This is a genomic window from Brevibacterium sediminis, from assembly GCF_024895295.1.
GTDB lineage: Bacteria > Actinomycetota > Actinomycetes > Actinomycetales > Brevibacteriaceae > Brevibacterium > Brevibacterium sediminis.
The window spans coordinates 29733-47370 of record NZ_JAHQRN010000011.1 but is presented as its reverse complement, the minus strand read 5'-3'; the positions used below and the strand labels follow the sequence as shown (position 1 = coordinate 47370).

Annotated in this window: 15 protein-coding genes; all 15 read left to right on the top strand. The window is 66.1% G+C overall.

What is annotated here, in order from left to right; all coding sequences use genetic code 11:
- Positions 1–229: 229 nt before the first annotated feature.
- Positions 230–661 (top strand): division/cell wall cluster transcriptional repressor MraZ, encoded by a 432-nt coding sequence (gene mraZ / locus KTJ89_RS18375; RefSeq protein WP_025777975.1) that lies wholly within the window; start codon positions 230–232, stop codon positions 659–661.
- Between the two features lie 165 nt (positions 662–826).
- Positions 827–1789, top strand: coding sequence for a 16S rRNA (cytosine(1402)-N(4))-methyltransferase RsmH (rsmH, locus tag KTJ89_RS18370; RefSeq protein ID WP_259358850.1), 963 nt, complete (start codon positions 827–829; stop codon positions 1787–1789).
- Positions 1786–2352 (top strand): cell division protein FtsL, encoded by a 567-nt coding sequence (gene ftsL / locus KTJ89_RS18365; RefSeq protein WP_259358849.1) that lies wholly within the window; start codon positions 1786–1788, stop codon positions 2350–2352. Before rsmH ends, ftsL begins: the two co-directional genes overlap by 4 nt.
- Before the next feature lie 75 nt (positions 2353–2427).
- A complete protein-coding gene (locus KTJ89_RS18360) occupies positions 2428–4209 on the top strand; it encodes a peptidoglycan D,D-transpeptidase FtsI family protein (RefSeq protein WP_139908253.1) in 1782 nt (593 codons plus the stop codon).
- A complete protein-coding gene (locus KTJ89_RS18355; protein ID WP_259358848.1) occupies positions 4209–5780 on the top strand; it encodes a UDP-N-acetylmuramoyl-L-alanyl-D-glutamate--2,6-diaminopimelate ligase in 1572 nt (523 codons plus the stop codon). The genes KTJ89_RS18360 and KTJ89_RS18355 overlap by 1 nt, the downstream gene beginning before the upstream one ends.
- A 1-nt stretch (position 5781) precedes the next feature.
- Entirely contained in the window at positions 5782–7248 is a 1467-nt protein-coding gene (locus KTJ89_RS18350; protein WP_139908251.1) for a UDP-N-acetylmuramoyl-tripeptide--D-alanyl-D-alanine ligase, read from the top strand.
- Entirely contained in the window at positions 7245–8333 is a 1089-nt protein-coding gene (gene mraY, locus KTJ89_RS18345; RefSeq protein WP_139469765.1) for a phospho-N-acetylmuramoyl-pentapeptide-transferase, read from the top strand. Before KTJ89_RS18350 ends, mraY begins: the two co-directional genes overlap by 4 nt.
- Complete coding sequence (gene murD, locus KTJ89_RS18340; protein WP_259358847.1) at positions 8326–9846, top strand: UDP-N-acetylmuramoyl-L-alanine--D-glutamate ligase; 1521 nt, start codon at positions 8326–8328, stop codon at positions 9844–9846. Before mraY ends, murD begins: the two co-directional genes overlap by 8 nt.
- A 1-nt stretch (position 9847) precedes the next feature.
- Complete coding sequence (ftsW, locus tag KTJ89_RS18335) at positions 9848–11458, top strand: putative lipid II flippase FtsW (protein WP_259358846.1); 1611 nt, start codon at positions 9848–9850, stop codon at positions 11456–11458.
- Position 11459: 1 nt separating this feature from the next.
- Positions 11460–12560 (top strand): UDP-N-acetylglucosamine--N-acetylmuramyl-(pentapeptide) pyrophosphoryl-undecaprenol N-acetylglucosamine transferase, encoded by a 1101-nt coding sequence (locus tag KTJ89_RS18330; RefSeq protein ID WP_259358845.1) that lies wholly within the window; start codon positions 11460–11462, stop codon positions 12558–12560.
- A 2-nt stretch (positions 12561–12562) separates the two neighbouring features.
- Positions 12563–13978: a UDP-N-acetylmuramate--L-alanine ligase gene (gene murC, locus KTJ89_RS18325; RefSeq protein WP_259358844.1), complete on the top strand. Its 1416-nt coding sequence runs from the start codon at positions 12563–12565 to the stop codon at positions 13976–13978.
- Positions 13979–13983: 5 nt separating this feature from the next.
- Entirely contained in the window at positions 13984–14739 is a 756-nt protein-coding gene (locus KTJ89_RS18320) for a cell division protein FtsQ/DivIB (protein ID WP_259358843.1), read from the top strand.
- Positions 14740–15009: 270 nt separating this feature from the next.
- Positions 15010–16197: a cell division protein FtsZ gene (ftsZ, locus tag KTJ89_RS18315; RefSeq protein WP_259358842.1), complete on the top strand. Its 1188-nt coding sequence runs from the start codon at positions 15010–15012 to the stop codon at positions 16195–16197.
- A 1-nt stretch (position 16198) separates the two neighbouring features.
- Complete coding sequence (gene pgeF / locus KTJ89_RS18310) at positions 16199–16957, top strand: peptidoglycan editing factor PgeF (RefSeq protein ID WP_259358841.1); 759 nt, start codon at positions 16199–16201, stop codon at positions 16955–16957.
- Positions 16958–17035: 78 nt separating this feature from the next.
- Positions 17036–17554 (top strand): cell division protein SepF, encoded by a 519-nt coding sequence (locus tag KTJ89_RS18305; protein ID WP_101546293.1) that lies wholly within the window; start codon positions 17036–17038, stop codon positions 17552–17554.
- Positions 17555–17638 lie beyond the last annotated feature (84 nt).

The following is a 17638-nucleotide window of genomic DNA, read 5'->3' as shown; positions in this document are numbered from 1 at the left end:
ATCGTCCTCGCCGAGGCAGCCCACCGCCTTCGCGGGCCCGCCGTTCTTCCCGCGTCCGACACTCCCGCGACGCGCCTTCGAGAAATTTTCCCCACTTTCCTCCACCTATCTGACCTGGGAAAACAATGAGTCAGGAGCATCGTTGAAGCGAAAAGCTGGAATATGTGGAGGGAAGTGGAGTACTGTGGTTGCTATCGGAGCCGATGGGTTTCGAAAGGGGTGAGACGACATGTTCTTGGGCACTCATATGCAGAAGCTCGACGACAAAGGTCGCCTCATCCTGCCCGCAAAGTTCCGCGAGGAGCTGTCGCCCGGACTCGTTCTGACCCGTGGCCAGGAGAACTGCCTCACCCTGTTCCCCACCACGGAGTTCGAAGCCGAGCACGCGCGAATCCAGAACGCGCCGAAGACGAATAAGGAAGCCCGCGATTACCAGCGTGTGTTCCTGTCGGCGGCATCTGCGGAACAACCGGACAAACAGGGACGCATCACGGTCCCGAACATATTGCGGCAGTACGCATCACTCGATCGGGAAGTCGCAGTGATCGGCATGGGCAACCGAGTCGAGATCTGGGATGCACCGACCTGGGAGGACTACCTCGTCGGCGCTCAGCAGGCCTTCGCCGAACGCGAGGAGGAGGTGATCCCCGGAGTGATCTGATTCTGCTCGGGTTTGATCCTTGCCCGCCGTGCTCGAGTTTCGGGGAACTTCCCCGTTTCCGAAGCTCGGACGTCCTGACACACTTCCCCGGTGGCAGGGCCACGGCGGTCAAGGTTCTGGCTCCAGCAGCGCACCCCCGACCACCCCCGTATGAAGGACCCACGAATGACAGCTCAGCACGTACCGGTGCTCCTGACGCGCGTGGTCGAACTCATCGGCGTCGGCGTCGAAGCCGCCAGGGGCGCGGGCCACACCCCGGTCGTCGTCGACGGCACGCTCGGAATGGGCGGTCACGCCGAAGCCGTCCTCACGGCCTTCGACGATGTCCACCTCGTCGGCATCGACCGTGATCTGCAGGCCATCGACATCGCCGCGAAACGCCTGGCCCCCTTCGCTGACCGCATCGATATCGTCCACGCAGTCGACGACGAACTGCCCGAGGTCCTCGCCGACCTCGGCATCTCAGAGATCAGCGCGATCCTGCTCGACCTGGGAGTGTCCTCACTGCAGCTCGACGAGGACGAACGCGGATTCTCCTACTCCCGGCCGGCGCCCCTGGACATGCGCATGGACCGCACCCAGGAGCTCACGGCGGAGAAAGTGCTGGCCACCTACTCGGAATCCGAGCTGCGCCGCATCCTCCGCGAATACGGAGAGGAGAAGCTGGCCGGCAAGATCGCGAAGATCATCGTCACCGACCGAGTCGACACCCCGTGGGAGACCTCGGACCAGCTCGCGGCCATGCTCTCCCGAGTGATCCCGCAGACGAAAAAGAAGTCGCATCCCGCCAAACGCACCTTTCAGGCCCTGCGCATCGAGGTCAACGACGAGCTCGGGGTGCTGCGCACCGCGCTGCCGGCGGCACTGGAAGCGCTGCACATCGGGGGAGTGGCCGTCATCGAGTCCTACCAGTCATTGGAGGACACGATCGTGAAGAAGACCTTCCGAGCGGCCACGACCTCCTCGGCGCCGCCGGATCTGCCGGTCGTGCCCGAAGAGCACCAGCCCTGGCTGACCGAGATCATCCGGGGCGCCGAAATGGCTGATGAGCAAGAAGCAGAGACCAACCCGCGGGCGGCAAGCGTCCGACTGCGGGCAGTGCAGAAGATCAGGGAGGCACGATCGTGAGCAATTCCTCGGCAAGAGCCGGTCAGCATAACTTCCCCGAACGTCCGCGCCGGTTCGAAGAGGCCGGTGGTCAGCAGGGTGGGGCGAGGCTGCGGCTGCTCAAGTTCGAACTGCCGAAGTCCCGTCTGCCCTTCTCCATGCTGTGCGTGGGGATCCTTCTCGCCACCCTCGTGGCCGTGCTGCTGCTCAACATCTTCGTCGCCAACACCTCCTACAAGGTCGACCAGCTGACGAGTGAGAAGGAAGCTCTGGCCGAGCAGAAGGACCGCCTCGTCGAAGACAACTCGTACCGTGAGTCCCCGCAGAACATCGCCTTGGCCGCCGAAGAGCTCGGTCTCGTCCGTGATTCCTCACCGGAATTCCTCGACGCGAAGACCGGGAAGATGATCGATGCCCCCGGAATCGACGTCAGCGGTGAGAAAGAGCCCACAGTCGTGCCCGGCCCGCGCGCCGATACACGTAATGACATCCGACCCAATCTACGATCGGATGAGAAGCTCCCGGTCGTCGGGGGCAGCCCGAGCCAGGACGTGGCGGCTCCGAGCCAGGAGGCGCCGAAGTAGTCCGAGCTCACCGGGACCAGGGAACGGCCTGACCGACACATTCGCCGACCACACCAAGGACCGAGGACTCAAGCTATGGGCCCAGCCAAGACCCGACTGAAGAAGAAACGCAAGGGCGGTGGCCCCGATCTGCGTTGGCGGATGGGCTTCATCGCCGCGGTGTCGGTCCTCGTCCTCCTCATCACCTCCGTCCGCCTCGTATCCATCCAGGGTATGGATTCGATGAAGCTGGCGGAGAAGGCGCTGTCGAATCGCCTGGTCACTCGGACCCTGCCGGCCGATCGCGGACAGATCCTGGCCGCCGACGGCACAGTGCTCGCCGACAGCGTCTCCCGTTACCAGCTCGTCGTCGATCAGCAGAACGTCGCCCAGTACGAAGTCGACGGCAAGCTCGTCGGAGCCTGGGGCGCAGCCGAAGCCCTGTCGAAGCCGCTGAAGACCGACCCCGGTGTCCTCTATCCGAAACTCGTCGGCGACAAGCGATGGAACCCCGTTGCGAAGGGGCTGACCTCGGAGACCTGGCGTGCGGTGAAGAAGCTCGAGGTCCTCGGCATCTCCGCCGAGGAGTACTCCGTGCGCTCATACCCTGCCGGCGGAGTCGCCGGCAACCTCGTCGGGTTCCTCAGCTCCGACGGCACGGCCCAGGCCGGTCTCGAATCGGCCTATGACGAACAGCTGTCGGGCAAGGACGGCCAGCAGCAGTACGAACGCGGAGCACGCGGAGAGATCATCCCTCTCGGCGACAACAACATGAAGGACGCCGTCGACGGCCAGGGCCTGCAGACGACGATCGACCCGGCGATGCAGTACTACGCACAGCAGGCCATCGAAGAGCAGCGGAAGAAGCACGAAGCCGAATCCGCGTCGATCGTCATCAAAGAGATCAAGACGGGACGCATCATCACCGCCGCGGATGCTCCCACCGTCGACCCGAACTCCCCGGGCAAGGTCGACGGCCCCGACCGCGGTTCGCGCATCTTCACCGACATGTTCGAGCCCGGTTCGACCGCGAAGATGGTCACCGCCGCAGCGCTGCTCGACCAAGGACTCGTCACTCCCGAACAGGAGTTCACCGTCCCGGACAAGTGGAAGGCACCGAACGACGAGGAGTTCCGCGACTCCCACGAGCACCCCGACGAGAAGCTCACCTTCGCCGGAATCCTCGCCCAATCCTCGAACACCGGCACCGTGCTGGCGGGCAAGGAACTCACCGAAGCCCAGCGCTACGAATACATGAAGAAGTTCGGCTTCGGCACCAGTTCGGGAATCGACTTCCCGGCCGAGACCTCGGGCATCCTGCATCCGTACGAGGAGTGGGACGGACGTACGAAGTACACCGTGATGTTCGGTCAGGGTGTGGCCGCGAACGCGATCCAGACGACCGACGTCATCTCCACCATCGCCAACGGGGGAGTCCACGTGCCCTCCCGCCTCGTCGACGGAATGATCTCCCCGAACGGACGCACCATCTCCACCCCCGCAGGAGAGAAGGAACGCGTCGTCAGCAAGAAGGCCGCCGACGAGACCCTGCGGATGCTCGAAGGCGTCGTGGCCGAAGGCACGGGCAAGTCCGCCCAGGTCTCCGGCTACAGGGTCGCAGGGAAGACCGGCACCGCGCAGGCACCGGCAGCCGAGGGCGGAGGCTATGACGGATACACCGCCTCCTTCGTCGGCGTCCTGCCCGCCGAAGATCCCGAACTCGCGATCTCGGTGACTTTGCAACGTCCTCGGAACGGCTACTACGGTGGACAGGCCGCAGCCCCCGTGTTCTCCGATGTCGCGGGCTTCGCCATGCGGCATCTCAAGATCCCACCGTCGACACAGAAGCCCGACCTGCCCGCCCGAGAATGGAAATGATGCGCTTTTCACAGCTGCTGCCGATCGCACCCGGCACCCTCCACGGTGACCCCGAGACAGAGGTCACCGGAGTCTCCCACGACTCGCGTGCGGTCTCACCCGGTCAGCTCTACGCCGCCCTGCCGGGCGCGAACGTCCACGGTGCGAAGTTCGCCCCCGAGCTGATCCGCGCCGGAGTCGACGCCATCCTCACCGACGATGCCGGCTGGCATCTCATCACCGAAGCGCTGGGCACGGACGAGGCGGACCGGGACCTGCTCGCCGGAGTCACCGCTCTCATCGTCGAAGCACCTCGCGCCGTGCTCGGGTTCGTCTCCGCTGCCGTCTACGGGACCACCTCGGTGCCGGAGCTCATCGGAGTCACCGGAACGAACGGGAAGACGACGACGACCTACCTGGCCGACGGGATGCTCGCGGCACTGGGCCACCGCACCGCCGTCATCGGCACTGTCGCCATCCTCATCGCCGGCGATACGGTGCCCAGCGTGCGCACGACTCCGGAGGCCCCCGAACTGCACGCCCTGTTTGCGAAGATGCGCGCGGCCGAGGTCGACACCTGTGCGATGGAGGTCTCCTCCCACGCGCTCAGCCAGCACCGCGTCGACGGGGCTCACTTCAGCGTCGCCGGGTTCACGAACCTGTCCCAGGATCACCTCGACTTCCACAACACGATGGAGGAGTACTTCGAGGCGAAGGCCCAGCTGTTCACCCGCACATTCTCCGACAAGGCCGTCATTGTCGTCGAAGACGAATGGGGCGAGCGGATGACGGCGGCCGCACAGGTGCCCGTGCGCACGCTGGGACGAGACGAACGCAGCCAGTGGCGCATCGAGCACACCCCAGGCGTTTCGGACTTCGTGCTCCACCTCGACGACGGGGAGAGCATCCGGCTCCGCTCACCGCTGCCAGGCGATTTCAACGTCACGAATACGGCCCTGGCGGCCTCGATGCTCATCGAGGCCGGCGTCAGTGCCGAAGAGATCGATGCCATCGGCCGCAGCTTCGTGGCCACGGTGCCCGGACGGATGGAGATCATCGATGTCTCCGGTCCGCGGGCGCTGAGCGAATCCCACCCGGACATCCTGCCGCGGGCCATCGTCGACTACTCGCACACCCCCGACGCGATCGCGAAGGCGCTGGCGACGCTCCACGCCGACTCCGATGAGCTCATCATCGTCTTCGGCGCCGGAGGCGACCGCGACCGCGGCAAGCGCTTCGGCATGGGTCAGGCGGCGGCACGTGAAGCCGATGTGATCGTTCTCACCGACGACAATCCGCGCACCGAGGATCCCGACACGATCCGTGCAGCCATCAGGCAGGGGATCGACGCCGAGGTGGATGCGGGACGGGCCCGTGTGAAAAAGATCATCGAGGTCCCCGACCGCGGTGCCGCCATCGATGAGGCGATTGCCGAAGCAGACGCCTCGGCGACCGTGCTCATCGCGGGCAAGGGGCATGAGACAGGCCAGACCGTGGGCACCACGGTCACCGATTTCGACGACCGGGCCAGGACACGCTCAGCGCTGTCCATGCGACTGGGCGGCGCACAACCAGGTAAAGTTCACAGATGATATGAAGCGACTGACTGCAGCCGAAATCGCAACCGCCCTGGGCGGCGAGTTGTACGGCATCGACCCCGAGACCCCATTGACCGCCGGTGTGGTGACCGACTCGAGAGAAGTCGGACCCGGCGATATCTACGTCGCCCGCCGAGGCGAGAGCTTCGACGGCATCGAATTCGCCGCCGCCGCCGTCGAGGCGGGAGCGGCCCTGATCATCGGCGAATCCGTCCCCACCATCGACGACGAACCTCTGCCGGTCGTCGTCGTCGCCGATGCCACCGAAGCGCTCGGCCAGTTGGCCAAGCACAGCATCGAAGGCCTGCGCACAGACGGCGAACTCACCGTCATCGCGATCACCGGTTCCGTCGGCAAGACCACGGTGAAGGACCTCGCCGCGGATCTGCTCTCGGGTGAGGCGGAGACCGTGTGGCCGCCGAACTCCTACAACAACGAGGTCGGAGTCCCGCTGACAGCTCTGCGCGCGGTCGAAACCACTCGTTTCCTCGTCCTCGAGATGGGCGCACGGTCGATCGGCAACCTCGCCTATCTGACGAGCCTCATCCGACCAGATATCGCCGTCGAGCTGGCCGTGGGCACCGCCCACTCCGGAGTCTTCGGTTCGATCGAGAACACCGCGCGGGCGAAGGCCGAACTCGTGGAGTCCCTGACGGCCGGATCCACCGCCGTGCTCAACGCCGACGACACCCGCGTATCGGCGATGCGCGAGGTGCTCGCTCCAGAGGTGACCACCCTGTGGTTCTCACAGCGTGAGTCCCTGCCCGAATGGGTCGGTGCCGACGACCTGGTCGTGCGCGGTACCTCGGTGTCCACGGATTCCTCCGGTCATCCGACGTTCACCCTCACCCTGCCCGGTGAGGAGCCCCGCGATGTGCGTCTGGCGCTCATCGGCGAGCACCACGTCGGCAACGCTCTGGCGGCAGCCGCCATCGCCCACGCCTGCGGCGTAGCGGCCAGGTCGATCGTCACGACGCTGTCGACCTCCTCGGCGGCCAGTCGCTGGCGGATGGAGCTCATCGATTCGCCGTCGGGCGTGACCGTGCTCAACGACGCCTACAATGCGAACCCCGAATCCATGCGGGCCTCCTTGAAGACCCTGGCCTCGATGGGCCGCGGTGATGAGGAGAACAGCCCACGTCGCACCTTCGCCGTGCTCGGCGAGATGCTCGAACTCGGGTCCGAATCGGTGTCCGCGCACTCGGACATCGGCGAACTCGTCGTGCGCCTCAACATCACTCGCACCATCGTCGTAGGAGAGGGCGCGAAGCCGATCTTCAACGCTGCGAACCTCGAAGGCTCCTGGGGCAACGAGGCGGCCTGGGTCGCCACCGCGGCCGAGGCGAAGGACCTTCTGAGCGCCGAACTCGCTCCCGGCGACATCGTTCTGTTCAAATCCTCCCGCGATGCCGGTCTGCGCTATCTGGGAGACGAAATCGCCGGAGTATCGGGGGCCCAATGATTGCCGTACTGCTCGCAGCCTGCCTGGCTCTCATCTTCGCTCTCGTCGGGACACCGCTGTTCATCCGGGTGCTCGTCAAGAAAGGGTACGGCCAGTTCGTCCGTGACGACGGTCCGACCTCGCACGCGACGAAGCGCGGAACCCCGACCATGGGCGGAGTCGTCATCATCGGCGCCGCAGTGCTCGCCTACCTGCTCGGACACCTGTTCACCGGTTCCGTGCCCACAGCGTCGGGTCTGCTCGTGCTGTGGCTGGCCGCAGGACTGGCGGTCGTCGGCTTCCTCGACGACTTCATCAAGATCAAGAAGCAGCGGTCACTGGGACTGCGCCCCATGCCGAAGCTCATCGGCCAGGCCTTCGTCGGAATCTCGTTCGCCGTGCTCGCGCTGCAGTTCCCGAACTCCTTCGGTGAGACCCCGGCGTCGACGAAGGTGTCGTTCATCCGCGACACGAACCTCGACCTCGCCTTCGGTTCGGCGATCCTCGGCCTCATCCTGTTCGTCATCTGGGCGAACCTCATCGTCACCGCTGTCTCGAACGCGGTGAACCTCACCGACGGCCTCGACGGACTGGCCGCCGGCGCCTCGGTGGTCGTCTTCGCCGCCTATGTCGTCATCGGCACCTGGCAGTCGACCCAGAACTGCAATCTCATGTCCGAGGCCACGAACGCCTGCTACTACATGCGCGACCCCCGCGACCTCGCGATGGTCGCCGGCGCCATGGCCGCGGCCTGCTTCGGCTTCCTGTGGTTCAACACCTCGCCGGCGAAGATCTTCATGGGCGACACCGGTTCGCTGGCCATCGGCGGTGCCTTCGCCGGACTGGCGATCATGTCGCGCACCGAGCTGCTGCTCATCGTCCTCGGCGGACTCTTCGTCATCATCACCCTGTCGGTGATCATCCAGGTCGCTTCCTTCAAGACCACCGGCAAACGCGTGTTCCGCATGGCGCCCCTGCAGCACCACTTCGAACTCAAGGGCTGGGCCGAAGTGACGATCGTGGTGAGGTTCTGGATCATCGCCGCCCTCTTCGTCATCGCCGGAATCTGCCTGTTCTACGCCGATTGGGTGGCGCGCATTGGCTGATGAACCCACCACCAAGGAGATCCCGGCCGCACTGCACGGACCGAGTTCATCCCTGGCCGGACTGCGCATCCTCGTCACCGGTCTCGGGGTGACGGGATTCCCCGCTGCCGTCCACCTCGGCGAACGCGGAGCCGATGTCATCGTCATCGACGGCGACGCCACCGCCGATGTGAGCGAGAAGGCGCAGATCCTCGAGGTCTTCGACGTCGACATCCGACGGGGACCCGAACACGTCGAAGCTCTGCCCGAAGGCGAATTCGACCTCGTCGTCACCTCACCCGGATGGCGTCCGGACCAGCCGGTGCTCGCGGCCGCAGCGAAGGCCGGTATCCCGGTCATCGGCGAAGTCGAACTCGCGTGGCGGATCCGCGGCACCAACGACGCCAAATGGCTCGCCATCACCGGCACCAACGGCAAGACGACGACCACGACGATGCTCGAATCGATGCTGCTGGCAGCAGGGCTCAAGGCCAAGGCCTGCGGCAATATCGGCACCCCGCTGCTTGAAGCCGTGCTCGAACCCGGCCTCGAGGCCCTCGCGATCGAACTCTCGAGCTTCCAGCTGCACTGGCAGGAGTCGATGAGCGCCGACGCCGCAGCCGTGCTCAACATCGCACCCGATCACCTCGACTGGCACGGCAGCGCCGAAGCCTATGCGGCAGACAAAGCGAAGATCTTCCACAATGCGAAGCTCGCCTGCGTGTACAACTGCGCAGACGAGGTGACTCTGCACATGGTCGAGGACGCCGACGTCGTCGAAGGAGCCAAGGCCATCGGCTTCACCACCGGTGTGCCTCGCCCCGGCGAGCTCGGCGTCGTCGAGGACCTGCTGGTCGACCGGGCCTTCATTCCGCAGCGCTACTCATCGGCCGCCGAACTCGCCTCCCTCGACGATGTGGCGACGGCCACCGGGGTCGCGGGTTCGCGGCCCGCCCCCCACCAGGTCGCCAATGCTCTGGCCGCAGCCTGTCTGGCCCGCGCCATCGACGTGCCCGGTCAGGCGATCGCCGCGGGACTGCAGAACCATTCACTCGGCGCCCACCGCATGGTCACCGTCGCCGAGGCGGACGGCATCCGCTGGGTCGACGATTCGAAGGCGACGAACACCCACGCCGCGAATGCCTCGCTGGCCGCCTTCGACTCGATCATCTGGATCGCCGGGGGACTGCCCAAAGGCGCCGACTTCACCTCGCTGTTCGCCGACCACCGCGAACGGCTGAAGGCACTCGTGCTCATCGGATCGGACGACTCGGCTTACCGTGAGGCCATCGCCGCGACCATCCCCGACCTCGAAGTCGTCCGCATCGAACCGGCCCTGGCCGTGGACTCCGGAGTCCCGAAACGCCGCGGAGAGGCCGTCGCCGCGGCCGCCGTCGACGCAGCCGCACGGTTGGCCGAAGCCGGAGACACCGTTCTCCTGGCACCGGCGGCAGCGAGCATGGACCAGTTCCTCAACTACAACACTCGCGGCGATCTCTTCGCCGAGGCCGTCAACTCGCACCTGGAGCGCTGAGATGGGACGGCAGACCACCGCGAAGGCGGATGAACGCCGCCGCCGCAAGCTTGCGAAGGCCTCTGTCTCCGCATCCGCTCCGACGACGTCGACCACTTCGAGGCCGACGACCGGGCGGCAGCAGACGGGGGTCAAGACCGCGCCGAAGGCGCGAAACGCGAAGTCTGCCGGCACAGCGTCTGCCGCGAAGACAGCGCCGACGACGACCGCAGGCAGGCGCTCGTCAGGAACCGGCAGGTCGGCATCTGCCGCACGCGACTCCAGACCGAAGGCGGGGGCGGCGAAGAAGCCTGCGAAGACGTCTGGCAAGAGTGCCGCGAAGGCCACCTCGAAGAAGCCTGCGAAGGCCGCGGGGAAGAACAAGACCGCCTCGGTGCTCAAGAAGGCATGGATCCATCTGCGCGATGACATCTCCAGTCTCTCCGCGCACCCGCTGACGACCTACTTCCTCATCCTCGCCTCCGTCGTCCTGCTCACAGGACTCGGCCTGGTCATGGTGCTCTCCGCCTCATCGATCACTTCCTACGACGGGGGAGCCGGCTCCTCATTCGCCTACTTCAACAAGCAGGCGATGTTCGCCGGGGTCGGCCTCGTCCTCATGTACATCGCGAGCCGGATGCCGCTGCAGTTCTGGAAGCGGATCGCATGGTTCGCCATCATCGGCGGACTCCTCATGCAGGCGGCGGTCTTCGTCCCCGGACTCGGCAAAGAGACGAAGGGCAATGCGAACTGGATCGGGTTCGGCGGATTCCAGATCCAGCCCTCGGAGTTCCTCAAGGTCGCCCTCGCCCTGTGGCTCGGCTTCATCCTCGCCCAGAAGGCCGGGAAGATGACCACCTTCGGCCATGCCATGATCCCCGTCGTGCCCGGAGTCCTCGGCGCCGCCGGACTCGTCGTGGCCGGCAACGACCTCGGCACCGGCCTGGTCATCATGGCCATGGCCGTCGTCTGCCTGTTCGTCGGCGGATTCCCGATGAAGTACTTCATCCTCCTGGGTGGCGTGCTCGCCGCGGCGGTCACCTTCTTCGTCCTCAGCTCCCAGAACCGTCTTGACCGCATCCAGGCGATGCTCACCGGTCACGCGGACCAGAGCGCTGCAGACACCATGGGCCAAGCCTGGCAGTCCAACCACGGGCTGTTCTCGCTGGCCTCCGGCGGATGGTTGGGGGTCGGGCTCGGCGCCAGCCGTGAGAAATGGTCCTGGCTGCCCGAAGCCCACAACGACTTCATCTTCGCCATAATCGGAGAGGAGCTGGGCCTCGTCGGCACCCTCGTCGTCATTCTCATCTTCGCCGTCCTCGGCTTCGCCATGGTCCGCGTGGTGATGCGTTCGAACAGTCTCATGGTCCAGGTCGCCACTGCCGGCTTCTTCGCCCTCATCATCGGGCAGGCCGGAATCAACATCGGCGTCGTCACCGGACTGCTGCCGGTCATCGGTCTGCCGCTGCCGTTCGTGTCCTACGGCGGCTCCTCGATCATCGCCTCTCTCCTCGCAGTGGGAGTGGTGCTGTCGTTCGCTCGCACCGAACCGGGCGCCGAGGCGGCCATCGCCGCCAACAAGGAACGTCTGCGATCCTCACTCGCCGTGCTTGCCCGCAAGAAAAGGAAATGAGATGACGAGTATCCTCCTCGCCGGTGGAGGCACCACCGGCCATATCTCGCCGATGCTGGCGATCGGCCGCGAGCTGCGCCGGCAGCACCCCGACTGGGATGTCGTGGCGTTGGGCACCCCCGACGGGCTCGAAGCCGAAATCGTACCGCGTGCCGGGTTCGAACTGCTCACCATCGACAAGGTGCCCATGCCGCGGTCGATCAGTCCCGCCCTGCTGAAGTTCCCGGGACGCTTCCGCGGCAATATCTCCGCCGTCAAGCAGATCATCGCTTCCCGCAGCATCGACGCCGTCGTCGGCGTCGGCGGCTACGTCTGCCCGCCGGCCTTCCTCGCCGCCAAACAGGCGAAGATCCCACTGATCGTCCACGAAGCCAATGCGAAGCCGGGAATGGCGAACCGCCTCGGCGCCCGACTGACCACCACCGGGCGCGTCGGGATCACCTTCCCGGACACCGAGCTGCGGAATTCTATCCTCGTCGGCATGCCCATGCCCACCGAGATCACGGATCTCGACCGCAGCGACGCGGGACAGCGCGCGGGGTTCCGTGCCGATCTCGGGCTGCGCGACGACCGTCCGGTCCTCGTCGTGACCGGCGGTTCCTCCGGTGCGCAGAAGATCAACGAAGCGTTCCTGGCCACCGCGACCGCATGTCAGGAGGCCGGCGTCCAAGTCCTCCATATCACGGGGGCCGGAAAGGGCGAGGCCCTGCGGGAGGCGGCGGCCGAGCTGCCCGACTACCACGTCGTGGACTACGTCGACGGAATGCATCGGGCCTATGCGGTCGCCGATCTGCTCGTCGCCCGCTCCGGTGCCGCCACAGTCTCCGAAGCCACGGTCGCCGGAGTCCCGGCGGTCTACGTGCCGCTGGCCATCGGCAACGGCGAACAGCGCCTCAACGCCTCCGGAAGCGTCTCGGCCGGTGCCTCACTCATGGTCGACAATGCAGAATTCTCACCGTCGACGGTCGTCGACACTATTCTGCCGCTGCTGGCCGACGAGCCCCGTCTGACGCAGATGAGCCAGGCGGCACTGCATCTCAACTACCCCACCGATGCCGCGGCCCGCATGGCCGCCATCGTCAACCGCGCGCTGGAAGGCTGACCATGACCTCTGCGAACACGAGCCCCGCGAACATCGTTCCCGTCGGCGAACTCGGAGCCGTCCACTTCATCGGCATCGGCGGATCGGGAATGTCCGGAATCGCCCGGATCATGGTCATGAACGGAGTCACCGTCTCCGGTTCGGACGCGAAGGAATCCAACGTCGTCGACGTTCTCCGGACCCTGGGCGCCACGGTCACGATCGGGCATTCGGCCGACAACCTCGGCGAGGCCGATACTCTCGTCATCTCATCGGCCATCCGCAAGGACAACCCCGAACTCGTCGAAGCACAGCGCCGGGGACTGCGCATCCTCCACCGCTCCGGAGCACTCGCTTCGCTCATGGTCGACCGGCGGGCCGTGGCCGTGGCGGGCACCCACGGGAAGACCACGACCACGTCGATGACCACCGTGGCGCTGCAGGCCTGTGGAGTCGACCCGTCCTTCGTCATCGGGGGAGTGCTGTCGACGACGGGCACGAACGCCCATCTGGGCACCGGAGACGTCTTCGTCGCCGAAGCAGACGAATCCGACGGATCGTTCCTCCTCTACGAACCGGCCATCGGCATCCTCACGAACGTCGAAGCCGACCACCTCGATCACTACGGCACCCCGGAGAAGGTGCGCGAAGCCTTCATCGAGTTCTGCGACGGCATCCAGACCCGAGGTGGAACGATCATCGCCTGCGCCGACGACCCCGGCTCCCACGACGTCGCCCTGCACTCCCGCAGCCAGGGAGCCGACGTCGTCCTCTATGGCACGTCCGAGGATGCCGATATCGTGCTGCGTGACCTCGACTCCGGAATCGGCTCGAGCTTCGTCCTCGACCTGCCCGGCCGGGACGGCGAGCTGCGAGTCGAACTGCGGCAGCCGGGGATGCACAATGCACTCAACGCCACAGCCGCCATCGCCGTGGCACACAGCCTCGGCGCAGATGTCGAACGTGCGGCCACGGGTCTCGCCGGCTACGGAGGCACCCGCCGCCGCTTCGAAGAACGCGGAATCGCCGCCGGCGTGCGCGTCATCGACGACTACGCCCATCACCCGACCGAGGTGCGCGCGGTGCTCAGCGCCGCCCGCGGGGTCGTCACCGACGGGGGACGGGTCTGGGCCGTCTTCCAACCCCACCTGTACTCGCGGACGATGGAATTCCGGGAGGAATTCGGACAGGCCCTCGGTCTGGCCGATGAGGTCGTCGTCCTCGACGTCTTTCCTGCGCGCGAAGATCCCGTGCCCGGAGTCACCGGCGCGCTCATCGCCGACCGTGTCCCGCACGAGAACGTGACCTTCCTGGAGTCCTTCGCCGAGGCGGTCCCCTTCGTCGCCGCTCGCGTGAAGCCAGGCGATCTCGTGCTCACTGTCGGTGCCGGTGACGTGACCATCCTCGGGCCCGAGCTGCTGAGCGCGTTGGAGGGCTGACGCCCATGGTGCCGCTTCCCCCGGCTCAGGCCGGTGACAACTCCACCGCGGACCTCACCGGAGTCATTCGGGCCCGCCGCCTCAAGACCTGGCGTCGACGCCTCATCGGCATCGGCATCGTGGCCGCCCTCATCGCGCTCGTCGCCGTCGCCTGGTTCTCGCCCCTGCTGTCCCTGCAGAAGGTGCAGGTGAGCGGCAGTCGACTGCTCAACACCGATGAGGTCAGCAATTCCGTGCTCGACGACCAGGGCGGCCGACCGCTTCCGCAGGTGCGTCCCGGTCGCGTCGAGGACGCCGTGCTGGAGGAATTCCCGAAAGCCGAGACGGCTTCCGTCCACTACGCGGGTCCCAGGGCGCTGAAGATCGAGATCACCGATCGCACCCCCGTCATCGCCATCAGAGGCGAATCCGGCTATCGCCTCTACGACTCCGAAGCCGTCGACCTCGGCACGGTCGACACGGCGCCGAAGAAGCTCACGGTGCTCAGCGGCGGAGGACACCAGCCGGACAGAGAGACCGTCTCCGCGGTCATTCGCTTCATGGGCGAACTGCGACCGGAGCTGAGGCGTCAGCTGGTGACGATCGAGGCCAAGGACGCAATGAGCCTCAAGGGACGCCTCGACACCGGAAAGCAGAAGGCCACGGTCGTCTTCGGCGATTCCTCGGACTCCAGCCTCAAGGTGCGCACCGCCGCCCAGCTGGCCGCCGAGGGCCGCACCGAGATCGATGTCTCCGTGCCCTCGGTGCCCGTGACCGACTGAGTCCCGCCCGGCCGGTCGTCGGTCCGAGCCGGTGTCGAACACTTCGCCGCGGCCGCCCCGGGCCTCCGTGAGCTGCCCCGTATGGGCCAGTCGCTGCGATTGCCTCCGTTTGGCTCCGACACACCGGGTGTGAAGTTTGGCCGAACCCCGACACTCCGGCGAGAATGGTTGCAGTGAGATTGCCCCGCCCAATAGCCTCAGGGCAGAGAACACAGACCGAATGCGCACGCAGACCCTGCGGAGCGCAAGCGCTTGAGACGAGGAACCGACTTGGCTGAATTCCCACAATCCGGAGCGGACATCAAAGTTGCCGGAACCGGCGGCGGCGGTGTCAACGCTGTACAGAGGATGATCGACGTCGGCCTGCGCGGCGTGGAGTTCATCGCGATCAACACCGACGCCCAGGCTCTCGTCCTCTCCGACGCCGATGTCAAGCTCGAGATTGGCCGCGACCAGACCCGAGGCCTCGGCGCCGGCGCAGACCCGGAGATCGGCAAGAAGGCCGCCGAATCCTCCGAAGACGCCATCCGCGACGCTCTCGAGGGCGCGGACATGGTCTTCGTCACCGCCGGCGAAGGCGGCGGCACGGGAACCGGTGCCGCCCCGGTCGTGGCCCGCGTGGCCCGGTCGCTCGGCGCTCTGACCATCGGCGTCGTGACCCGCCCCTTCACCTTCGAGGGACGCCGTCGTTCCGCGCAGGCGGAAGCCGGCATCGCGGCGCTGCGCGAAGAGGTCGACACCCTCATCGTCATCCCCAACGACCGTCTGCTCTCAATCTCCGATCGCAGCGTCTCCGTCGTCGAAGCATTCCGCTCCGCCGATGAGGTGCTGCGCTCCGGTGTCCAGGGCATCACCGACCTCATCTCGGTCCCGGGTCTGATCAACCTCGACTTCGCCGACGTCAAGTCGGTCATGCAGGATGCCGGGACCGCGCTCATGGGCATCGGTGCGGCAACCGGCGACGACCGTGCCGTGCAGGCGGCCGAATCCGCGATCGCGTCCCCGCTGCTGGAAGCCAGCATCGACGGCGCCCACGGAGTGCTCTTCTGCATCACCGGCGGCGGCGACCTCGGACTCTTCGAGGTCAACGAGGCCGCACGCCTGGTCCAGGAGGCCGCGCACCCCGAGGCGAACATCATCTTCGGCGCCGTCATCGATGACAACATCGGCGACGAATGCCGAGTGACCGTCATCGCCGCCGGATTCGACAACACCTCCCCGAACGCGGAGGTCGCCGGATCCGACCAGCTCCCCGCGCCGATTCCGGCCGCCGCTCCGGCCGAGACCGAGTCCGAGTCGCCCGTCATCGCCGAATCCGAGCCCGAGGCCCCCGAAGCCGACGAGCCTGCACCTGCGCCGCGCCGCAGCGAGGAACACCAGATTCCCGCTTCGCTGCCGGGCGAACGCAGCAGCTCGAACTTCGACTCCGACCTCGATATCCCGGACTTCCTCAAGTAATATGCTGCGCTCGAGGTTCGTCATCCCGGGCGGGCGCACCGCCCACATCGCCTTCACCGACCGGCACGGCGGATACTCGAGCGGGGACTTCTCCTCGTTCAACCTCGCCCGCCACGTCGGAGACGATGACGAACTCGTCGCAGCCAACCGAGCCGCTCTCGCTCAGGTCATCGGCCTGAGCGGCGAGCGGCTCTCATTCGTCTCCCAGGTCCACGGCACCGATGTGCACATCATCGGCGACGAAGCACAGCTGCGGCAGACTCCGGTGGAGGCCGACGCCCAACTGACGACCGTCCCGGGACTCGGATTGGCGATCATGGTCGCCGACTGCACCCCTGTCATGCTCGCCGATGCCGACGCCGGTGTCATCGCCGCCGTCCACGCGGGCCGCCCGGGAATGGCCGCAGGAATCGTCGGCAGAACAGTGGCCGCGATGCACGACGCCGGTGCACGGGACATCCACGCGGTCATCGGTCCCTCGGTGTGTCCGCGCTGCTACGAAGTCCCAGCCGCGCTGAGGAGCGAGGTCGCGGCGATCGAGCCGACAGCCGCCTCGGTGTCGGTGACCGGAACACCGGCACTCGACGTCGCCGGGGCCGTGGCCGAACAGCTGCGCCGGAACGATGTGACCATCGATCATTTCTCGCGCACCTGCACGAAGGAATCCGAGGACCTCTTCTCCTACCGCAGGCAGAAGCGCACGGGCCGTTTCGCAGGAATCATCTGGCTGCAGGAAGAAAACACCGCGACACACCCATAGGACTCACCGGCCCAGATGCTCGCGTGCGATAGTTTGGGCGACAGGTGAGCAAGTGCCGAAGTCCGAGGAGCTTTAGACATGTCAGCAATCAAGAAGACGCTGGAATACCTGGGTTTCGTCGAAGAAGAGGACGAGACCACCCAGCACACCGACCGTCGTGAACCCGCCCGCCGGGATCGCGAGGTCGTCGAGACCTTCGACGAGGACGACCAGTACGACGAACCGGCCGCAGCCGAGGAACGGACTCCGGCTCCGGTGACACCGATCCACCCGTCACCGATCCGTCCCGTAGACACCCCGGCGCCAGGAACCTCAATGAACCGCATCAGGACCATCCACCCCCGCAGCTACAACGACGCCATGGTCATCGGTGCCGCCTTCCGTGAGGGCACCCCTGTGATCATGAACCTCTCTGAGATGGACGAGAACAACTCCAAGCGCCTCGTCGACTTCTCCGCCGGTCTCATCTTCGGCCTCCACGGGTCGATCGAGCGCGTGACGAACAAGGTCTTCCTGCTCACCCCCGAGAACATCGAAGTCGCCGGCGAGAGCGAAGCCGATTCGGATACTCAGGCCAGCTTCTTCAACCAGAGCTGAGTGGGCCGGAGAAGCTCTCAACTCGTCCTCAGCTGGAGCCGATAGGCTGAAGCCTCAGAACTCAAGCAACAACGAAAGGCGCGG